Here is a 13,518-nt window from a genome sequence, read left to right as displayed (position 1 = left end):
TTCTGATTATGCAGTCTAATGCCCGCCGTGACTTTGCGCTACTGTTAGCGCAACAGCAAACGAGGAGTTGAACATGAAAATTATCCGTAGCGGTTCATTACCATCGATTCAGGGCCCGGAGGCGTGGTTTACCGGTACAGTGCGTATTGATGCCCCTTTCCAGGCGACAGAACCCGCTAAAGTGGGTGGAGCAACCGTAACGTTTGAACCCGGGGCGCGTACCGCCTGGCATACCCATCCGCTGGGACAAACATTGATTGTGACCCAGGGCCGCGGCTGGTTACAGGAGTGGGGAAAAGGGGCGCAACCCCTAAACCAGGGCGATATCGCGTGGATCCCGCCGGGTGTGAAACACTGGCACGGCGCCAGCGCACAAACGGCGATGACCCACATTGCCATTGCTGAAGCAGTAAACGGTAGCCCCGTTGAGTGGCTTGAAAAAGTCACTGACCCACAATATCAGACGCTCTCATATTAGTAATGCTGGCGTATTCTCCCCTGAAAATAATCCTCCGGAATACGCTGGCATCACCACTCCGCGCTTTTTCGCCTGTTCGCCTGGTGCGAATCACAGGTGCCTGTCAGTCTGATGTAGCCATCGAAAAAATTAATCCTGTGCGGCAAAAAGAGGTAATTGATCAGCCTGATCAATTATCCATTAGCTTATCATTCACGCAATCGATCGATTGTAAAATATTGAACAATAAAACGAATGCCATTGAGTGATGTTTGATCTGCATCACATCATAAAACTTCAATAAACCCCATATTTCTGCGTAAGATCTTTTTCTGGTAAATTACCAGCTTAAGAAAGATACTAAATTAATTATAAAGCACAGGGTATAACTTCAAAAAAGGTAAATCTTATAAAATATACATAAGCATATGGTTTTTATAATGATGTTACTTCTTCAGAATTAATTAACGATTGGTTGAGATGTTTATGTCTTACGCATATGTTTGCATATATTCACGCGTTGATAACTCATTGTTTTTGATAAGGAAAAAAGTTTACGGCCTGTTCTTTAATTATGAATACGTTGGCAATATTGAAGGGGATGTTCTGAAGTTTTCCGGACAATATCTCTTGCCCGGTGGCAGAACGGATCAAGAAAGTGCAGAGGATATATTAAACATCACCAAAGACGCCCTCCGGGGATTTGAAAAACAAACAGGATTTCAATTGTCTGCCAAATTATTGGATAAAAAAGTGAAATCTTTTTCACACGATGGTACGGTTCAGCAGTCTGGCGTAATTGCTTACCATTGTTTATATATTCACATGACGCCAAAACAGATTTCTGTTTTAACAGACGCAGTAACAGTAAATCTGAATAAAACCTATGAACAACGCCGCCAGATGGGGATGGATGATGAGCTTGAAGCGGTAATGATCGACGATATTGCGAAGGCGAGAGAACATCTCGTGACGTTTAATCGCGCATGGGCAAGTCCCGACTATGGGAAGCGGGAAAGCGATAAATCCCTTTTCGCGCACATAGTGGATAATCTGCCCGCCTGATGGGCTGGGGCAGGTTGATTCTGCCCCGGCCTTTTTTGCATTTCTGAATTCCGGCAAACTAAAGTGCTCTAAGGTGCGCCATGCCAGTAATGCAGTTGTTAACTGCACAAGGTGTTAAAGACGAAAGTCATTATCTGTTAACCTGGAAGACTCACTCAAAACAGGAAGCCTGCTCATGCCACATATAGATATCAAATGTTTTCCCCGCGATCTCAACGACGACCAAAAAGCCGCGCTGGCGCAAGACATCGTTCAGGTGATTATTCGCCACTTCGACAGTAAAGACAGCTCTGTGTCCGTGGCGCTGAATCAGGTACAGCCTGAAGACTGGAAAGCGCAGGTCTGGGATACCGAGATAGACCCGAATCTGGACAAGTTGATAAAAAAACCCGGCTATTCAATGTAAACCGTATTCCCGCCGGCCCGGCACAGCGCCATACGGCGGGTTCTGCACGACCCTTTAGCATCTCCAGCCCGATCCTTGCGGCCGTAAGGTTGATAATGGCCTGTTTCTCATCCGCCTGGACCCTCTTTCTAAAACACGCGCCAGTCGATAGAATCACCGCATCCACCGCGACGGGATGTATAGCATGACCGGAAGAATTGATTACCGCATTGAAAAGTATCTCCTGACCGAGGCGGCTGAGCCAGAGCGCCTTACGCTTCAGTGGGCTGAGGTACTGGAAGAGTGTCGTGACCAGCAGTCCGGGGCAGAAGCGCGCTTGCGCCTCGCGCTGCTTAATGTGGATTATGTCACCAGCTTTGAACTTCCCTTCAGGTTACTTCTGACCCGTGCGCCACAGTTGATTGCCGGGATCAGAGAGGAACTACCGCTCAGCCAGAAAAATGTTCTGTTCAATGGTAAACGTTTTGGTTGCGTGTATAGCCTCAAAATGAAGCTGGACGGGATCCCCGATGAATACCACTATCATCTGAAAACACGCATTCAGCGAACAGATGCGCATGGCGGAAGTGAAGCGCCTTATCGGGACATTGCCCGGCAGGTTAAAGCCCCTCGGGAACGCCTCAAGCTGGCGCTGGAAAACGGTCTTGCCGTTACGGCGCTCGACGGCCTTTTCTGGTTTGGCATTCAACGTATTGCCGCAGATGTGCAAAGGCTCAGGAAAGCAGGCGTAAAGATTGTGACCTCCGAAGTAGAGGTATTTGACACGCTAACGAAGACTCGCCGGCGCATCCCTGTGTACTGTATGGCGGAGTGATATTTTTTGCGTAAAGTTCAACACGAGCATAACCGTAAAGAGCCATAATGTTGAAAATGTAGCACCAAAATTAGACAAAACTGCCTCACATAAAAATAGGGATTTAATGAAGGTTTGTGATAATGGAATATGGGAATAACTGTAATTTTTTGGCAATCCATAACTAAAATGATGTAGTTAAACATGTCAGTTAATTTTCTAACTTTCAATCTGTTAAATTATCTAAAAAAGATACGAATAAAAAAATATTTTTCTTCATGATAAGTCACCTATAAATGAATAAAACCGATCAACATTAGCATTAATTTTAAGGAGCAAGGTGGGCGGGCACGTCTGCTCGCTCACCTTTTTATCTTAATCGAGGGCTTTCACACGTTTCCCGCTGGTCACAAACGTCCCGGCACCCAGATGATGCAACGTACTCAGTTTATCTTCATCCAACAGCCAGCGTCCGGCGACAAACGCGCGTTCGTCCGCCCCCGCCGAAACCACCTCACCAAACAGGGTGTCATAGTGCTCTGCGGCAGAGGTGAGGGGCAGTAACTGGCACTCCATCCATGCCAGACACTTCTCCTCTACTACCGGTAGGCCCAGTTTGGGGCCATGGATCGTGGGGATCCCATAGCAGTTGAACTTATCTTCATCGCGCCCGCTGATGCTGCCGACGGCATAAGTCCAGTTTGCGGCGGCCACGCCGGGGATGACGATGCCAAATTTTCCGCTGCGCTCAATCAGTTCGCGTGACCAGGTACTTTTGTCAACCACAATGGCGATACGCGGGGGGGCAAACTCAACAGGCATCGACCAGGCGGCGGCCATAACGTTACGCCTGCCGATGCTCTCATCATGGCTTGTGATGAGCACCGTAGGGCCATGGTTCAGCAATCGGCTGGCGTGCTTGAGTTCAACAGGACGAAACGCGGACATAACCATTCCTCTTCACAAATATTGGGGCATTAACCGTCTGAAGCGTATCAGAGATCAAGACGCATCATCCAGCGCAACGCGCAGCGATAAAAAGCACATTTACGCATGTGTCTACGGGAAAATAGTTTATAAACAAGGAAAACCCTACCAAGGAAGCGAATCATGTCCCCATTTCTGAGTGCTTATTTCGCCCGCACGGGCTGGCAACAGCCCGTTCAGGTGGATATCGATACCCTGCGCGGGCTGCATTTACATCACAACTGCGCGATCCCCTTCGAGAACATTGATGTCGTGATGCCGCGTGACATTCATCTCGACGATCAGTACCTGGTCGATAAACTCGTGACCGCACGGCGGGGAGGATACTGCTTCGAGCAAAACGGCCTGTTTGAGCGCGTACTGCGAGAGGTAGGGTTCTGCGTGCGAAGCGTGCTCGGGCGGGTGGTATTAGCCAATCCGCCGCAAATGCCGCCGCGTACGCACAGATTACTGCTGGTGGAATTGAACGGCGAGCGCTGGATCGCCGACGTTGGCTTCGGAGGGCAAACGCTGACGGCCCCGATCCGCCTCATCGCGAATGAAGAGCAAGAGACGCCGCACGGGCTCTATCGTCTGCTGAGCGAAAGTAATGAGTGGGTATTGCAGTTCCTTCATCACGAACACTGGCAGTCAATGTACCATTTTGACCTGACGACGCAGTATTTCAGTGATTACGTTATGGGGAATTTCTGGTCAGCACACTGGCCACAATCGCACTTCCGCCATCATTTACTCATGTGTCGCCACCTGCCGGACGGCGGCAAACTTACGCTGACTAACTTCAACTTTACGCACTGGCAAGGCGACCATGTAAAAGAACAGATCCATCTGGCGGATCCGCAAGCCCTTTATCAGCTAATGCAGGAGCAGTTTGGTTTGGGCGTTGACCATCCGAAACACGGTTTTTCACTGGCAGAACTGACGGCAATGACGCGGGACTATTGATGCACGCTGTTTATTGCCGACCTCTTTCTCCAGAAAAGCGAAGTTAAAACAACTCCAGCGAGATTAATTTATCCAGATGTTTATTAAATGCGGCATCGTCCATTTGGGGCATATTTAATACGTAAATGCCGTCAAGGCCGCAGACCAGGCCAATCAAGCGCCAGGCGATATTTTCCGCCCGGTCAGACAGGGTGAATACGCCTGCCTTGTGTCCCGCCAGGATGATACCCACGGTCTCCTGGTGCCACATCTCCATGGTCAGCACATAAGCGCCTTTAATATCTGCATCGCGGCTGGCGAGGATCTGCGCTTCGCGCCACAGGCGGATATAGGGTTCAAACCCGCCGTCGTCGCTGCCGAGCATGGCATGCAGCCGTTCACGCCAACTGGCATTTTCACCCGGGATTTCGGCGTCCAGCAGCTCGCGGATCACGCGCACAAACGCCAATGATTTTAGCTCGCCGCCGGAGGTAAAATGGTGGTGGACTTGTCCGGTGGCAATACCTGCTTCTGCGGCAATACGGCGTACCGTCATTGCCGCTAGCCCTTCAGATAATGCTACGCGCATGGCGGCCTGTAGGATCGCTTCCCTTCGTTCATCCTTACTCAAATATCGCATTTTTTTCACTCTTAACAGGTATGAAACGAGTGTAACAAAAAGCTGGACAAGTGTTCAACTTTACGTAGGATCGCATTCTGGACATGTGTCCAGCTTTTGAGTAATAAGGAAATTTATGTTTCGTCAGTGGTTAGCGTTAGTGATTATCGTGCTGGTCTATATTCCAGTGGCGATTGACGCGACGGTGCTGCACGTGGCTGCACCAACGTTGAGCATGACGCTGGGTGCCAGCGGCAACGAATTACTGTGGATTATCGATATCTATTCACTGGTGATGGCGGGGATGGTACTGCCGATGGGCGCGCTTGGAGACCGTATTGGGTTCAAACGCCTGCTGATGATCGGCAGTACCCTGTTTGGTTTGTCGTCGCTGTTTGCCGCATTTGCGCCGACGGCAGGCTGGCTGATTGCCGCGCGTGCGTCACTGGCAATTGGTGCGGCGATGATCATCCCGGCAACGCTTGCGGGGATCCGCACGCTGTTTGTCGACCCGCGGGATCGTAACATCGCCCTTGGCGTGTGGGCGGCAGTAGGCTCCGGCGGTGCCGCCTTCGGCCCGCTGATTGGCGGTATCTTGCTGGAACATTTTTACTGGGGTTCGGTATTTTTGATTAACGTGCCCATTGTGCTGGTGGTGGTCTCGCTGGCGGCACGCCTGGTGCCAGCCCAACAGGGGCGGCCAGAGCAACCGCTGAATATTAGCCATGCGCTCATGCTGATTATGGCCATCCTGCTGCTGGTTTACAGTGCGAAAACGGCGCTGAAAGGGGTGCTGTCGCCCTGGCTGGTAGCCTGTACGCTCATTACCGGCGCGGTGATGCTGTTTATCTTTGTGCGGATCCAACTCCGCGCCCGCGTACCGATGATCGACATGCGTCTGTTCTGCCATCGTGTCATTCTGAGCGGCGTGGTGATGGCGATGACCGCCATGATTGCGCTGGTCGGTTTTGAACTGTTGATGGCGCAGGAGCTGCAGTTTGTGCATGGTTTTACCCCGTTCGAAGCCGGAATGTTTATGCTACCGCTGATGGTAGCCAGCGGGTTCAGCGGGCCGATAGCCGGCGTGCTGGTGGGGCGTCTGGGGCTGCGCATCGTTGCGGCAGGAGGCATGGGGCTGAGCGCGGTGAGTTTTATTGGCCTGTCGACGCTCGACTTTAGTACCCAGCAGTGGCAGGCCTCCGCTCTGATGGTTTTGCTGGGTTTCAGTGCCGCCAGTGCGCTTCTGGCATCAACCTCCGCGATTATGGCCGCGGCGCCAAAAGAAAAAGCGGCTGCCGCCGGGGCGATCGAAACCATGTCTTATGAGCTGGGCGCCGGGTTGGGTATTGCCATTTTTGGCCTGCTGCTCACCCGCAGTTTTTCTGCGTCCATTACGCTGCCGCAAGGGCTGGATGGAACGCTTGCTGATAAAGCCTCGTCGTCGATTGGCGAAGCGGTGAAGGTGGCACAGGATCTTACCCCCGCGCTGGCGGAGGCGGTTACCGAGGCGGCGAAAACGGCGTTTATCACCTCCCACAGCGTGGCGTTAGGCAGTGCAGGAGGCATGTTGTTGCTGCTGGCGGTGGGCATTTGGTTCAGTCTGGCGAAAGTACCGAAACAGTAAATAGCCCTCAGCCCGCAGGGGCGAGGGCCTGGCCGCCGCGTGGCGGGCTTATGTTTCCTGCGCGGCGGCTAACACGCTGTGCAACAACACATTCGCCCCTTTCTCTGACCACGCCGGCAGGATCCTTTCCGCTTCGTTATGGCTGATACCTTTCACGCAGGGGATAAAAATCATGCTGGCAGGGGCGATTTTGCTGACGTAGCAGGTATCGTGTCCGGCGCCGGACACCATCAGCTTAGAGGAATAGCCCAGCGCGGCAACCGCGTTGGCCGTTCTCGCCAGGCACGCCTCATTAAACGCTATTGGGGCATAATCAAACAGGCGTTCGACGCTGGCGGTAACGCCGCGTGCGGCGAGGCTTTCTGCCGCCTGGTGTAGCGCGAATTCCATCGCCTCAAGCGCTGCCTGTTCCGGGTGACGAAACTCAACGCTGCACACGACCCGCGCCGGCACCACGTTGCGGGAATTTGGCGTGACCTGCGCCATGCCAATGGTTGCGCGTCCGTCAGGCGCATGATGATAGCCAATCTCTTCCACTTTCAGCGCCAGTTCGGCGAAGGCGGTCAAGGCGTCGCGACGGCTGTGCATCGGTGTGGTACCGGCATGGGCGGCAAAACCGTCCAGCGTAAGCGTAAACCAGCGCTGGCCCATCGCCGCACGCACCAGCCCGATATCAATGGCGTCATCTTCCAGAATTGGCCCTTGCTCGATGTGCAGTTCGTAGCAGGCGTGAACCGGGAACGCGCGTGCGGGGCGTTCTCCCCGGTAGCCTATTGCCTCGAGGGCTTCGCGGACCGTGACTTTTTTATTATCCATTCTGGACCAGGCAAATTCTTCGGTAAGCTGGCCCGCCCAGACGCCCGAGGCAAGCATGGCCGGCGCAAACCGTGCGCCTTCTTCGTTAGTCCAGTTCACCAGCACGATATCGCGCTCGGTCTGCACCTGGCGATCGTTCAGCGTGCGTAGCACTTCCAGCCCGGCCAGCACGCCGTAAATGCCATCGTAATTGCCGCCGAGCGGCTGGGAGTCGACGTGTGAGCCGGTCATTACCGGGGCAAGCGTTGAGTTCTTGCCCACCCGGCGGATAAACATGTTGCCCATGCTATCTACATCGCAGGTCAGTCCGGCCTCCAGCGCCCAGTCGCGCAACAGGTTCCGCGCGATACGATCTTCTTCGCTGAGCGCCAGACGTGTCACGCCACCGGCGGGCGTGCCGCCAATCTGCGCCAGCATTTCGAGTGTTGTCCACAGCCGTTGCGCGTTAACGTGGATCATGGGGTATCCTTTTTGCTGCGATAGCGGAAGTCGCAGCACGTTCCGCCCTGCATAATGGTGGTGGTGCGGGTCAGTTCGACGTCCGGCGCGTAGCCCACGATGAATTTTTCATCGCGGGCGCAGGAGAGCAGATGACCGATTTCTCCCAGCCCCATTTCGTGATACATCTCGGCGTAGCGGCAGCGGGTGACGTTGTAGTTGTACTGATGTTCATCGGCGTCGATCACGTTAACGTCCAGGGCGTTATCTTTCTCCCAAAGATACTGCAGGGCGATAAAGCTCTTCACGTCCGCGCCGTCAGGTTCTTTGCTGGCAAATGTTCTGCCCGCGTGAATGGCGGCCTGCTCAATGGCCTCGCCAATCACCGCCTGGGCGCGGGCTTTACCAATTTCGCGCACCAGGATTTCATAAATTGGCTTAATAATTTCTGCTTCAATTTTCCGGCGGGCAAGAATGCCCAGCTCATTATTATCACTCATCGCATTGCCTCACTACGTTACTTAGCTTGCGCGCCGCCCAGCACGGTTTGCGGCTGCCATTTGCCGTCAACGACTTTATAGACGGTGAAGGATGGCGATTTCAGGTTGCCCTCTTTATCAAAAGCGATCTCTCCGGTGACGCCGGCATAATTGATGGCGCGCAGGGCAGGCAGATACGCCGACGGGTCGACCGAGTCTGCTTTTTCCATCGCGGCCACCAGTACGCGGGTGGCGTCATAGGCGAACGGCGCGTGCAGTTCGATATGGGTGTGGTAACGTGACTGATACGCCTGTTCGAAGGCTTTACCGCCTTGCATTTGGTCAACCGGCAGACCCGGTTCGAGCGCAACGACGCCTTCCCCCTCTTTCTGCGCCAGCTGCAGGAAGGTCTGGCTGACAAAGCCGCCTGCGCCCATCAGCGTGGCGTTCATGCCCAACTGTTTGATTCGACGCGCCAGCGGTGCGGCCTGGCTATCCACGCCGCCGAAGAAGATCAGGTCGGTATTTTTGCTGCGGATAGCGGTCAAAACGGCGCTAAAGTCCACGGTTTTGTCATCAACGTACTGGCGGTCAACGATCTTCACGCCCTGGGCTTCCAGCGATTTTATAAACTCATCTGCCAGACCCTGACCAAAGGCGGTGCGGTCGTCAATCACCGCAATACGTTTGGCTTTCAGGGTATTCACCGCGTACTGACCGGCAAACTGGCCGCCGTCATCGTCATGGCCCATTACGCGAAAGCTGGTATCAAAGCCCTGTTGGGTATAGGCATGGCCAGTGGCGACGGGCGCCACCTGCGCAATACCTGCATCGTGATACACACGTGCCGCCGGAATGCTGGTGCCGGTGTTCCAGTGGCCGACAACGCCCACAACGCCGCTGTCTACCAGACGCTGTGCCACGGCGACGGCGGTACGCGGGTCGGACTGGTCATCTTCGGACTGCAGTTTAAAAATCACCGCTTTACCGCCAATGGTCGGATGCTGCTTATTGATGTCGTCAATGGCCAACTGTGCACCGTTTTCCAGATCTTTACCGATACGGGCTGACGGGCCGGTTAACGGGCCCGCAAGGCCGATGACCACGGTTTCACTCCCCGCGGCCCATGCGCCCGTCGGGGCCAAACCGCTGAACAGAATAGCGGCGCTGAGCGCACTGATTTTTACTGTTTTCATTGTTGTTCCCTGGTGTTGGTGGTGTCAAACGGGCATGTCGCCCAAATAAATCTGTGCAATGTGGTCGTTGTTGAGCATCGCCTGCGACGCGCCGTGATGAACAATGCTGCCGCTGTCCATCACCCACGCGTTGTCGGTCACTTCCAGCGCCAGACGCGCATTTTGCTCGATAAGCAGCAGGGCGACGCCGCGCTCACGCAGCCCGGCAATGACGGCAAAGATGTTCTCTACCATCTTCGGGGCGAGGCCCATTGAGGGTTCGTCAAGGATCAGTAAACGCGGGCGGCTCAGCAGGGCGCGATTCAGCGCCAGCAGCTGTTGTTCTCCCCCGGAAAGCAAACCCGCTAGCTGATGCTGGCGCTCTGCCAACCGTGGAAAACGGGCCAAAATCGCCTCCAGTTCTCGCTTTATCGTGACAGTGTCACGCCTTGACCATGCCCCCATCTGCAGATTTTCCAGCACGGTCATACGGGCAAAAATACCGCGGCCTTCAGGGACCATGACCAGCCCGTCCCGCAACAGGGCTTCGGGTGGGTGCTTAGACACATTTTTGCCATTGAATGTCATCATGCCGCTAAAGCGTTCCAGCCCGGTGATCGCCCTTACGGTAGAGCTTTTCCCCGCACCGTTAGCGCCAATAAGCGTGGCCTGTTCGCCTTCATGCAGAGTAAACGAGACATTGCGTACCGCCTGGATACCGCCGTAATGCACGTCCAGACGTTCAACGACTAAGAGTTCAGACATGGGCGTTGCCTCCAAGCCAGGCGGCGATAACCGCCGGGTCGCGACGTACGCTGTCGGGCGTCCCGGTGGTGAGCGTTTTGCCGTAATCAAGCACCGTCAGGCGGTCACAGATTCCCATGACCAGCTTGACGTCATGTTCAATCATTAGCAGGGTTTTACCGTCATCGCGGATACGGGTAAGCAACTCCCCAAGGGCTATTTTTTCCACCGCGTTCATTCCGGCGGCGGGTTCATCCAGCGCCAGCATGAGCGGATCCGTTGCCAGCGCCCGCGCGATTTCGAGACGGCGCTGGTGGCCATAGGCCAGATCGCTTGCCCGGTAGTGGGCAAATTTGGCAATCCCGGTGTACGCCAGCCAGTGCCAGGCCTGCTCGCGCGTTTCTGCTTCTTCCTGGCGGGCCCGCTTATGGCGGCTTAGCGCGGCCCACAAACCGTTGCGGGTGCGCACGTGACGGCCCACCATTACATTTTCGAGGACCGACATCTCATTGAACAACCGCACGTTCTGGAAGGTTCTGGCAATCCCGGCGGCGGTCACTTTCTCGATCTGTTTTGGCGTGTAGGGTTTATCGGCAATCGAAAACACGCCGCTGTCTGCCGGATACAGCCCGGTTATCAGGTTAAAGCAGGTGGTTTTACCCGCCCCGTTAGGGCCAATCAGACCGTATATCTCGCCTTTATTCACGCTCAGAGAGACATCGTCTACGGCGGTCAGTCCGCCAAAGCGTTTGGTCATGTTACGCACGGTAAGCAGGCTCATGCTTTCACCTCTCTGTGGCGTAGCGGCCAGATACCGGACGGGCGTACCAGCATCACCAGCACCAGCGCCAGGCCGTAAAACAGCTGGCGCAGAACTTCCGGGTCAACCAGTACTGTACCGAACAACGCCTGCTGAACGGGCGCGGCCTGACTGCGCAGCAGCTCGGGCAGGGCGGTGAGTAGTACCGCACCGAGGATAACCCCCGGGATGTGTCCCATTCCGCCCAGCACCACCATAGCCAGCACGGCAATCGACTCCTGCAGAGTAAATGACTCCGGCGATACGAAGCCCTGAAACGCGCCGAAAAGCGCGCCCGCGACGCCGCCAAATGACGCGCCCATCGCGAAGGCAAGCAGTTTATAGTTACGCACGTTGATGCCCATCGAGCGGGCCACGTCTTCATCTTCGCGGATAGCGTACCAGGCGCGCCCGATGCGTGAATGCTGCAAACGCAGGCAGACGAAGATGATCGCTACAATGAACAGCATCAGCAGGTAGTACCACAGCCACAGTGCCGGTACTTTGACGCCGAACCAGTGATAAACACCGCTGAATTTAAGGCCGAACAGGTTAAGGGTATCCACGCCAGTAATGCCTTTCGCCCCGTTGGTGATGTTGACCGGACGGTCAAGGTTACGCATCAGGATACGGATAATCTCGCCAAAACCGAGGGTGACAATGGCGAGATAATCTCCGCGCAGCTTAAGCGTAGGTGCGCCGAGCACAATGCCGCACGCAGCGGCGACCAGTGCCGCCACGGGAACGATTAGCAGATACGAGGTATGCAGCCCGTCGGGGAACCAGGCGGCCAGAAGCGGAAATACCTCAAGCAGATGCGGTGAGGCCATCAGCGCGGCCAGATAGGCGCCGACCGCGTAAAAGGCGATAAAGCCCATATCCAGCAGACCGGTGTAGCCGACCACTATATTCAGTCCCAGCGCCAGCATGATGTAAAGCAGGGCGAAGTCGATTACGCGAACCCAATAGTTACCGCCGAGCTGAGTGGCAACCACGGGCGCAATCAGTAGCGCCACGCAGAACAGGACCATGCCGGACCAGAATTTACGCGGCGTGGCAAGCCTGTGGAGTTGTACGGTTGTCATTATATTCCTTACGCCCTGTGCGCCACGCGCTCGCCCAGCAGTCCCGCCGGACGAAAGACCAGCACCAGAATCAGCACCATGAACGCGAACACGTCCTGATAGTTACTGCCAAACACGCCGTGGGTGAGTTCCCCGAGGTAACCCGCGCCCAGCGCTTCGATAACGCCGAGCAAGATACCGCCAATCATCGCCCCGCGAATATTGCCTATCCCCCCCAGCACGGCCGCCGTAAACGCTTTAATGCCGGGCAAAAAGCCCATGGAAAAACTGGCGTTACCATAGTTGCTCGCCATCATCACCCCCGCGAGTGCAGCGAACACGCCGCCAATGGCGAAGGTCAGGGTAATGATGGCGTTCGGATTTACGCCCATCAGCGTGGCGACGCGCGGGTTTTCGGCCACGGCGCGCATACCACGGCCGAGCCGGGTATATTCAACCAGCAGCCACAGCCCGGTCATCACCAGCAACGCCAGCGCCACGGTCACCAAACCGGTGACGGTCACTATTGCCGGGGGATGCTCAACGCTCCCGGCGGTGATGGCAATTGGGTCCATGGGCAGAATTTGCGGGAACATTAGCGGATTACGCGTCCAGATAATCATCGCCACGGTTTGCAGCAGTACGGAAAGCCCAATACCTGAGATCAGCGGTGCCAGACGCGGAGCATTGCGCAGACGGCGATAGGCAAAACGCTCAATCGCCATCGCCAGCAGGGCGCAGACCACCATCGCTACCAGCAGCGCACAGCCCAGTTGCACTAGCAGAGGCATGTGCGGGAAGGCGTGGTTCAGGGCGTTGACGGCAGAAAGCGTCGTTAACGCGCCCACCATCAGAATATCGCCGTGGGCAAAGTTTATGATGCGCAAAATGCCATACACCATGGTATAGCCCAGCGCGATCAGCGCGTAAATGCTTCCCAGCATCACGCCATTGATCAGTTGTTGTATTAGTGTATCCAACGTTCGTACCCGCTCATGACTTTTGCAGCGGCTACCATCCAATAATTGAATTAAATTGTAAAATACACATATATTATTTCTTATGAAAAACCGATATTGTTTTATCTTAATGATTTATAAGAGGATGATGTTGTGGTGTTTAACGGTC

Annotated in this window: 15 protein-coding genes; 6 read left to right on the top strand and 9 right to left on the bottom strand. The window is 54.9% G+C overall.

The features are described 5' to 3' along the window. Window positions 1-73 precede the first annotated feature (73 nt). From NL510_RS12215 to NL510_RS12200, 4 genes are all read left to right on the top strand, one after another. Window positions 74-478 carry a (R)-mandelonitrile lyase gene (locus tag NL510_RS12215; protein WP_253377059.1) on the top strand — a complete coding sequence of 135 codons (405 nt, stop codon included), beginning with the start codon at window positions 74-76 and terminating at the stop codon, window positions 476-478. A gap of 465 nt (window positions 479-943) precedes the next feature. Further along, window positions 944-1,522: a hypothetical protein gene (locus NL510_RS12210; RefSeq protein WP_253377057.1), complete on the top strand. Its 579-nt coding sequence runs from the start codon at window positions 944-946 to the stop codon at window positions 1,520-1,522. A gap of 175 nt (window positions 1,523-1,697) precedes the next feature. After that, a complete protein-coding gene (gene pptA / locus NL510_RS12205; protein WP_253377055.1) occupies window positions 1,698-1,928 on the top strand; it encodes a tautomerase PptA in 231 nt (76 codons plus the stop codon). A 184-nt stretch (window positions 1,929-2,112) separates the two neighbouring features. Next, window positions 2,113-2,742: an ECs1377 family protein gene (locus NL510_RS12200; protein WP_253377053.1), complete on the top strand. Its 630-nt coding sequence runs from the start codon at window positions 2,113-2,115 to the stop codon at window positions 2,740-2,742. Window positions 2,743-3,096: 354 nt separating this feature from the next. On the opposite strand, the gene NL510_RS12195 is transcribed toward NL510_RS12200, so the two are convergent. Beyond that, window positions 3,097-3,669: a flavin reductase family protein gene (locus tag NL510_RS12195; RefSeq protein WP_253377051.1), complete on the bottom strand. Its 573-nt coding sequence runs from the start codon at window positions 3,667-3,669 to the stop codon at window positions 3,097-3,099. 162 nt (window positions 3,670-3,831) lie between these two features. Between NL510_RS12195 and nhoA the strand changes: the two genes are divergently transcribed. Beyond that, window positions 3,832-4,653, top strand: a complete 822-nt coding sequence (gene nhoA / locus NL510_RS12190) for an N-hydroxyarylamine O-acetyltransferase (protein WP_253377049.1) — start codon at window positions 3,832-3,834, stop codon at window positions 4,651-4,653. Between the two features lie 43 nt (window positions 4,654-4,696). On the opposite strand, the gene NL510_RS12185 is transcribed toward nhoA, so the two are convergent. Beyond that, the gene (locus tag NL510_RS12185) at window positions 4,697-5,272 is read right to left on the bottom strand and encodes a TetR family transcriptional regulator (protein WP_253377047.1); all 576 of its coding nucleotides are present in this window, start codon (window positions 5,270-5,272) and stop codon (window positions 4,697-4,699) included. A gap of 115 nt (window positions 5,273-5,387) precedes the next feature. Between NL510_RS12185 and NL510_RS12180 the strand changes: the two genes are divergently transcribed. Then, window positions 5,388-6,875, top strand: a complete 1,488-nt coding sequence (locus NL510_RS12180) for an MFS transporter (protein ID WP_253377045.1) — start codon at window positions 5,388-5,390, stop codon at window positions 6,873-6,875. A gap of 48 nt (window positions 6,876-6,923) precedes the next feature. Here the strand turns inward: NL510_RS12180 and NL510_RS12175 are convergent, their stop codons facing one another. From NL510_RS12175 to NL510_RS12145, 7 genes are read right to left on the bottom strand one after another with little or no spacing between them, the layout of a single operon-like run. Beyond that, the gene (locus NL510_RS12175; RefSeq protein WP_253377043.1) at window positions 6,924-8,150 is read right to left on the bottom strand and encodes a Zn-dependent hydrolase; all 1,227 of its coding nucleotides are present in this window, start codon (window positions 8,148-8,150) and stop codon (window positions 6,924-6,926) included. Continuing rightward, window positions 8,147-8,629, bottom strand: coding sequence for an L-2-amino-thiazoline-4-carboxylic acid hydrolase (locus NL510_RS12170; RefSeq protein ID WP_253377041.1), 483 nt, complete (start codon window positions 8,627-8,629; stop codon window positions 8,147-8,149). The genes NL510_RS12175 and NL510_RS12170 overlap by 4 nt, the downstream gene beginning before the upstream one ends. Window positions 8,630-8,646: 17 nt before the next feature. Next, window positions 8,647-9,804 (bottom strand): branched-chain amino acid ABC transporter substrate-binding protein, encoded by a 1,158-nt coding sequence (locus NL510_RS12165; protein ID WP_253377039.1) that lies wholly within the window; start codon window positions 9,802-9,804, stop codon window positions 8,647-8,649. A 24-nt stretch (window positions 9,805-9,828) separates the two neighbouring features. After that, window positions 9,829-10,548, bottom strand: coding sequence for an ABC transporter ATP-binding protein (locus NL510_RS12160; protein WP_253377037.1), 720 nt, complete (start codon window positions 10,546-10,548; stop codon window positions 9,829-9,831). After that, on the bottom strand, window positions 10,541-11,308 hold the full coding sequence (locus NL510_RS12155; protein WP_253377031.1) for an ABC transporter ATP-binding protein: 768 nt from the start codon (window positions 11,306-11,308) through the stop codon (window positions 10,541-10,543). The genes NL510_RS12160 and NL510_RS12155 overlap by 8 nt, the downstream gene beginning before the upstream one ends. Continuing rightward, window positions 11,305-12,411 (bottom strand): branched-chain amino acid ABC transporter permease, encoded by a 1,107-nt coding sequence (locus NL510_RS12150; protein ID WP_253377029.1) that lies wholly within the window; start codon window positions 12,409-12,411, stop codon window positions 11,305-11,307. The genes NL510_RS12155 and NL510_RS12150 overlap by 4 nt, the downstream gene beginning before the upstream one ends. Before the next feature lie 8 nt (window positions 12,412-12,419). Continuing rightward, window positions 12,420-13,370: a branched-chain amino acid ABC transporter permease gene (locus NL510_RS12145; RefSeq protein WP_253377027.1), complete on the bottom strand. Its 951-nt coding sequence runs from the start codon at window positions 13,368-13,370 to the stop codon at window positions 12,420-12,422. Window positions 13,371-13,518: the final 148 nt, after the last annotated feature.

This window comes from unidentified bacterial endosymbiont, assembly GCF_918797525.1.
GTDB lineage: Bacteria > Pseudomonadota > Gammaproteobacteria > Enterobacterales > Enterobacteriaceae > Enterobacter.
This window is presented reverse-complemented; position numbering and strand designations above follow the sequence as displayed.

Bases quoted from the DNA above. Each gene is read 5' to 3' on its own strand.
- NL510_RS12215 (WP_253377059.1), top strand. From the start codon at position 74: ATGAAAATTATCCGTAGCGGTTCATTACCATCGATTCAGGGCCCGGAG.
- NL510_RS12210 (WP_253377057.1), top strand. From the start codon at position 944: ATGTCTTACGCATATGTTTGCATATATTCACGCGTTGATAACTCATTG.
- pptA (WP_253377055.1), top strand. From the start codon at position 1,698: ATGCCACATATAGATATCAAATGTTTTCCCCGCGATCTCAACGACGAC.
- NL510_RS12200 (WP_253377053.1), top strand. From the start codon at position 2,113: ATGACCGGAAGAATTGATTACCGCATTGAAAAGTATCTCCTGACCGAG.
- NL510_RS12195 (WP_253377051.1), bottom strand. From the start codon at position 3,669: ATGTCCGCGTTTCGTCCTGTTGAACTCAAGCACGCCAGCCGATTGCTG.
- nhoA (WP_253377049.1), top strand. From the start codon at position 3,832: ATGTCCCCATTTCTGAGTGCTTATTTCGCCCGCACGGGCTGGCAACAG.
- NL510_RS12185 (WP_253377047.1), bottom strand. From the start codon at position 5,272: ATGCGATATTTGAGTAAGGATGAACGAAGGGAAGCGATCCTACAGGCC.
- NL510_RS12180 (WP_253377045.1), top strand. From the start codon at position 5,388: ATGTTTCGTCAGTGGTTAGCGTTAGTGATTATCGTGCTGGTCTATATT.
- NL510_RS12175 (WP_253377043.1), bottom strand. From the start codon at position 8,150: ATGATCCACGTTAACGCGCAACGGCTGTGGACAACACTCGAAATGCTG.
- NL510_RS12170 (WP_253377041.1), bottom strand. From the start codon at position 8,629: ATGAGTGATAATAATGAGCTGGGCATTCTTGCCCGCCGGAAAATTGAA.
- NL510_RS12165 (WP_253377039.1), bottom strand. From the start codon at position 9,804: ATGAAAACAGTAAAAATCAGTGCGCTCAGCGCCGCTATTCTGTTCAGC.
- NL510_RS12160 (WP_253377037.1), bottom strand. From the start codon at position 10,548: ATGTCTGAACTCTTAGTCGTTGAACGTCTGGACGTGCATTACGGCGGT.
- NL510_RS12155 (WP_253377031.1), bottom strand. From the start codon at position 11,308: ATGAGCCTGCTTACCGTGCGTAACATGACCAAACGCTTTGGCGGACTG.
- NL510_RS12150 (WP_253377029.1), bottom strand. From the start codon at position 12,411: ATGACAACCGTACAACTCCACAGGCTTGCCACGCCGCGTAAATTCTGG.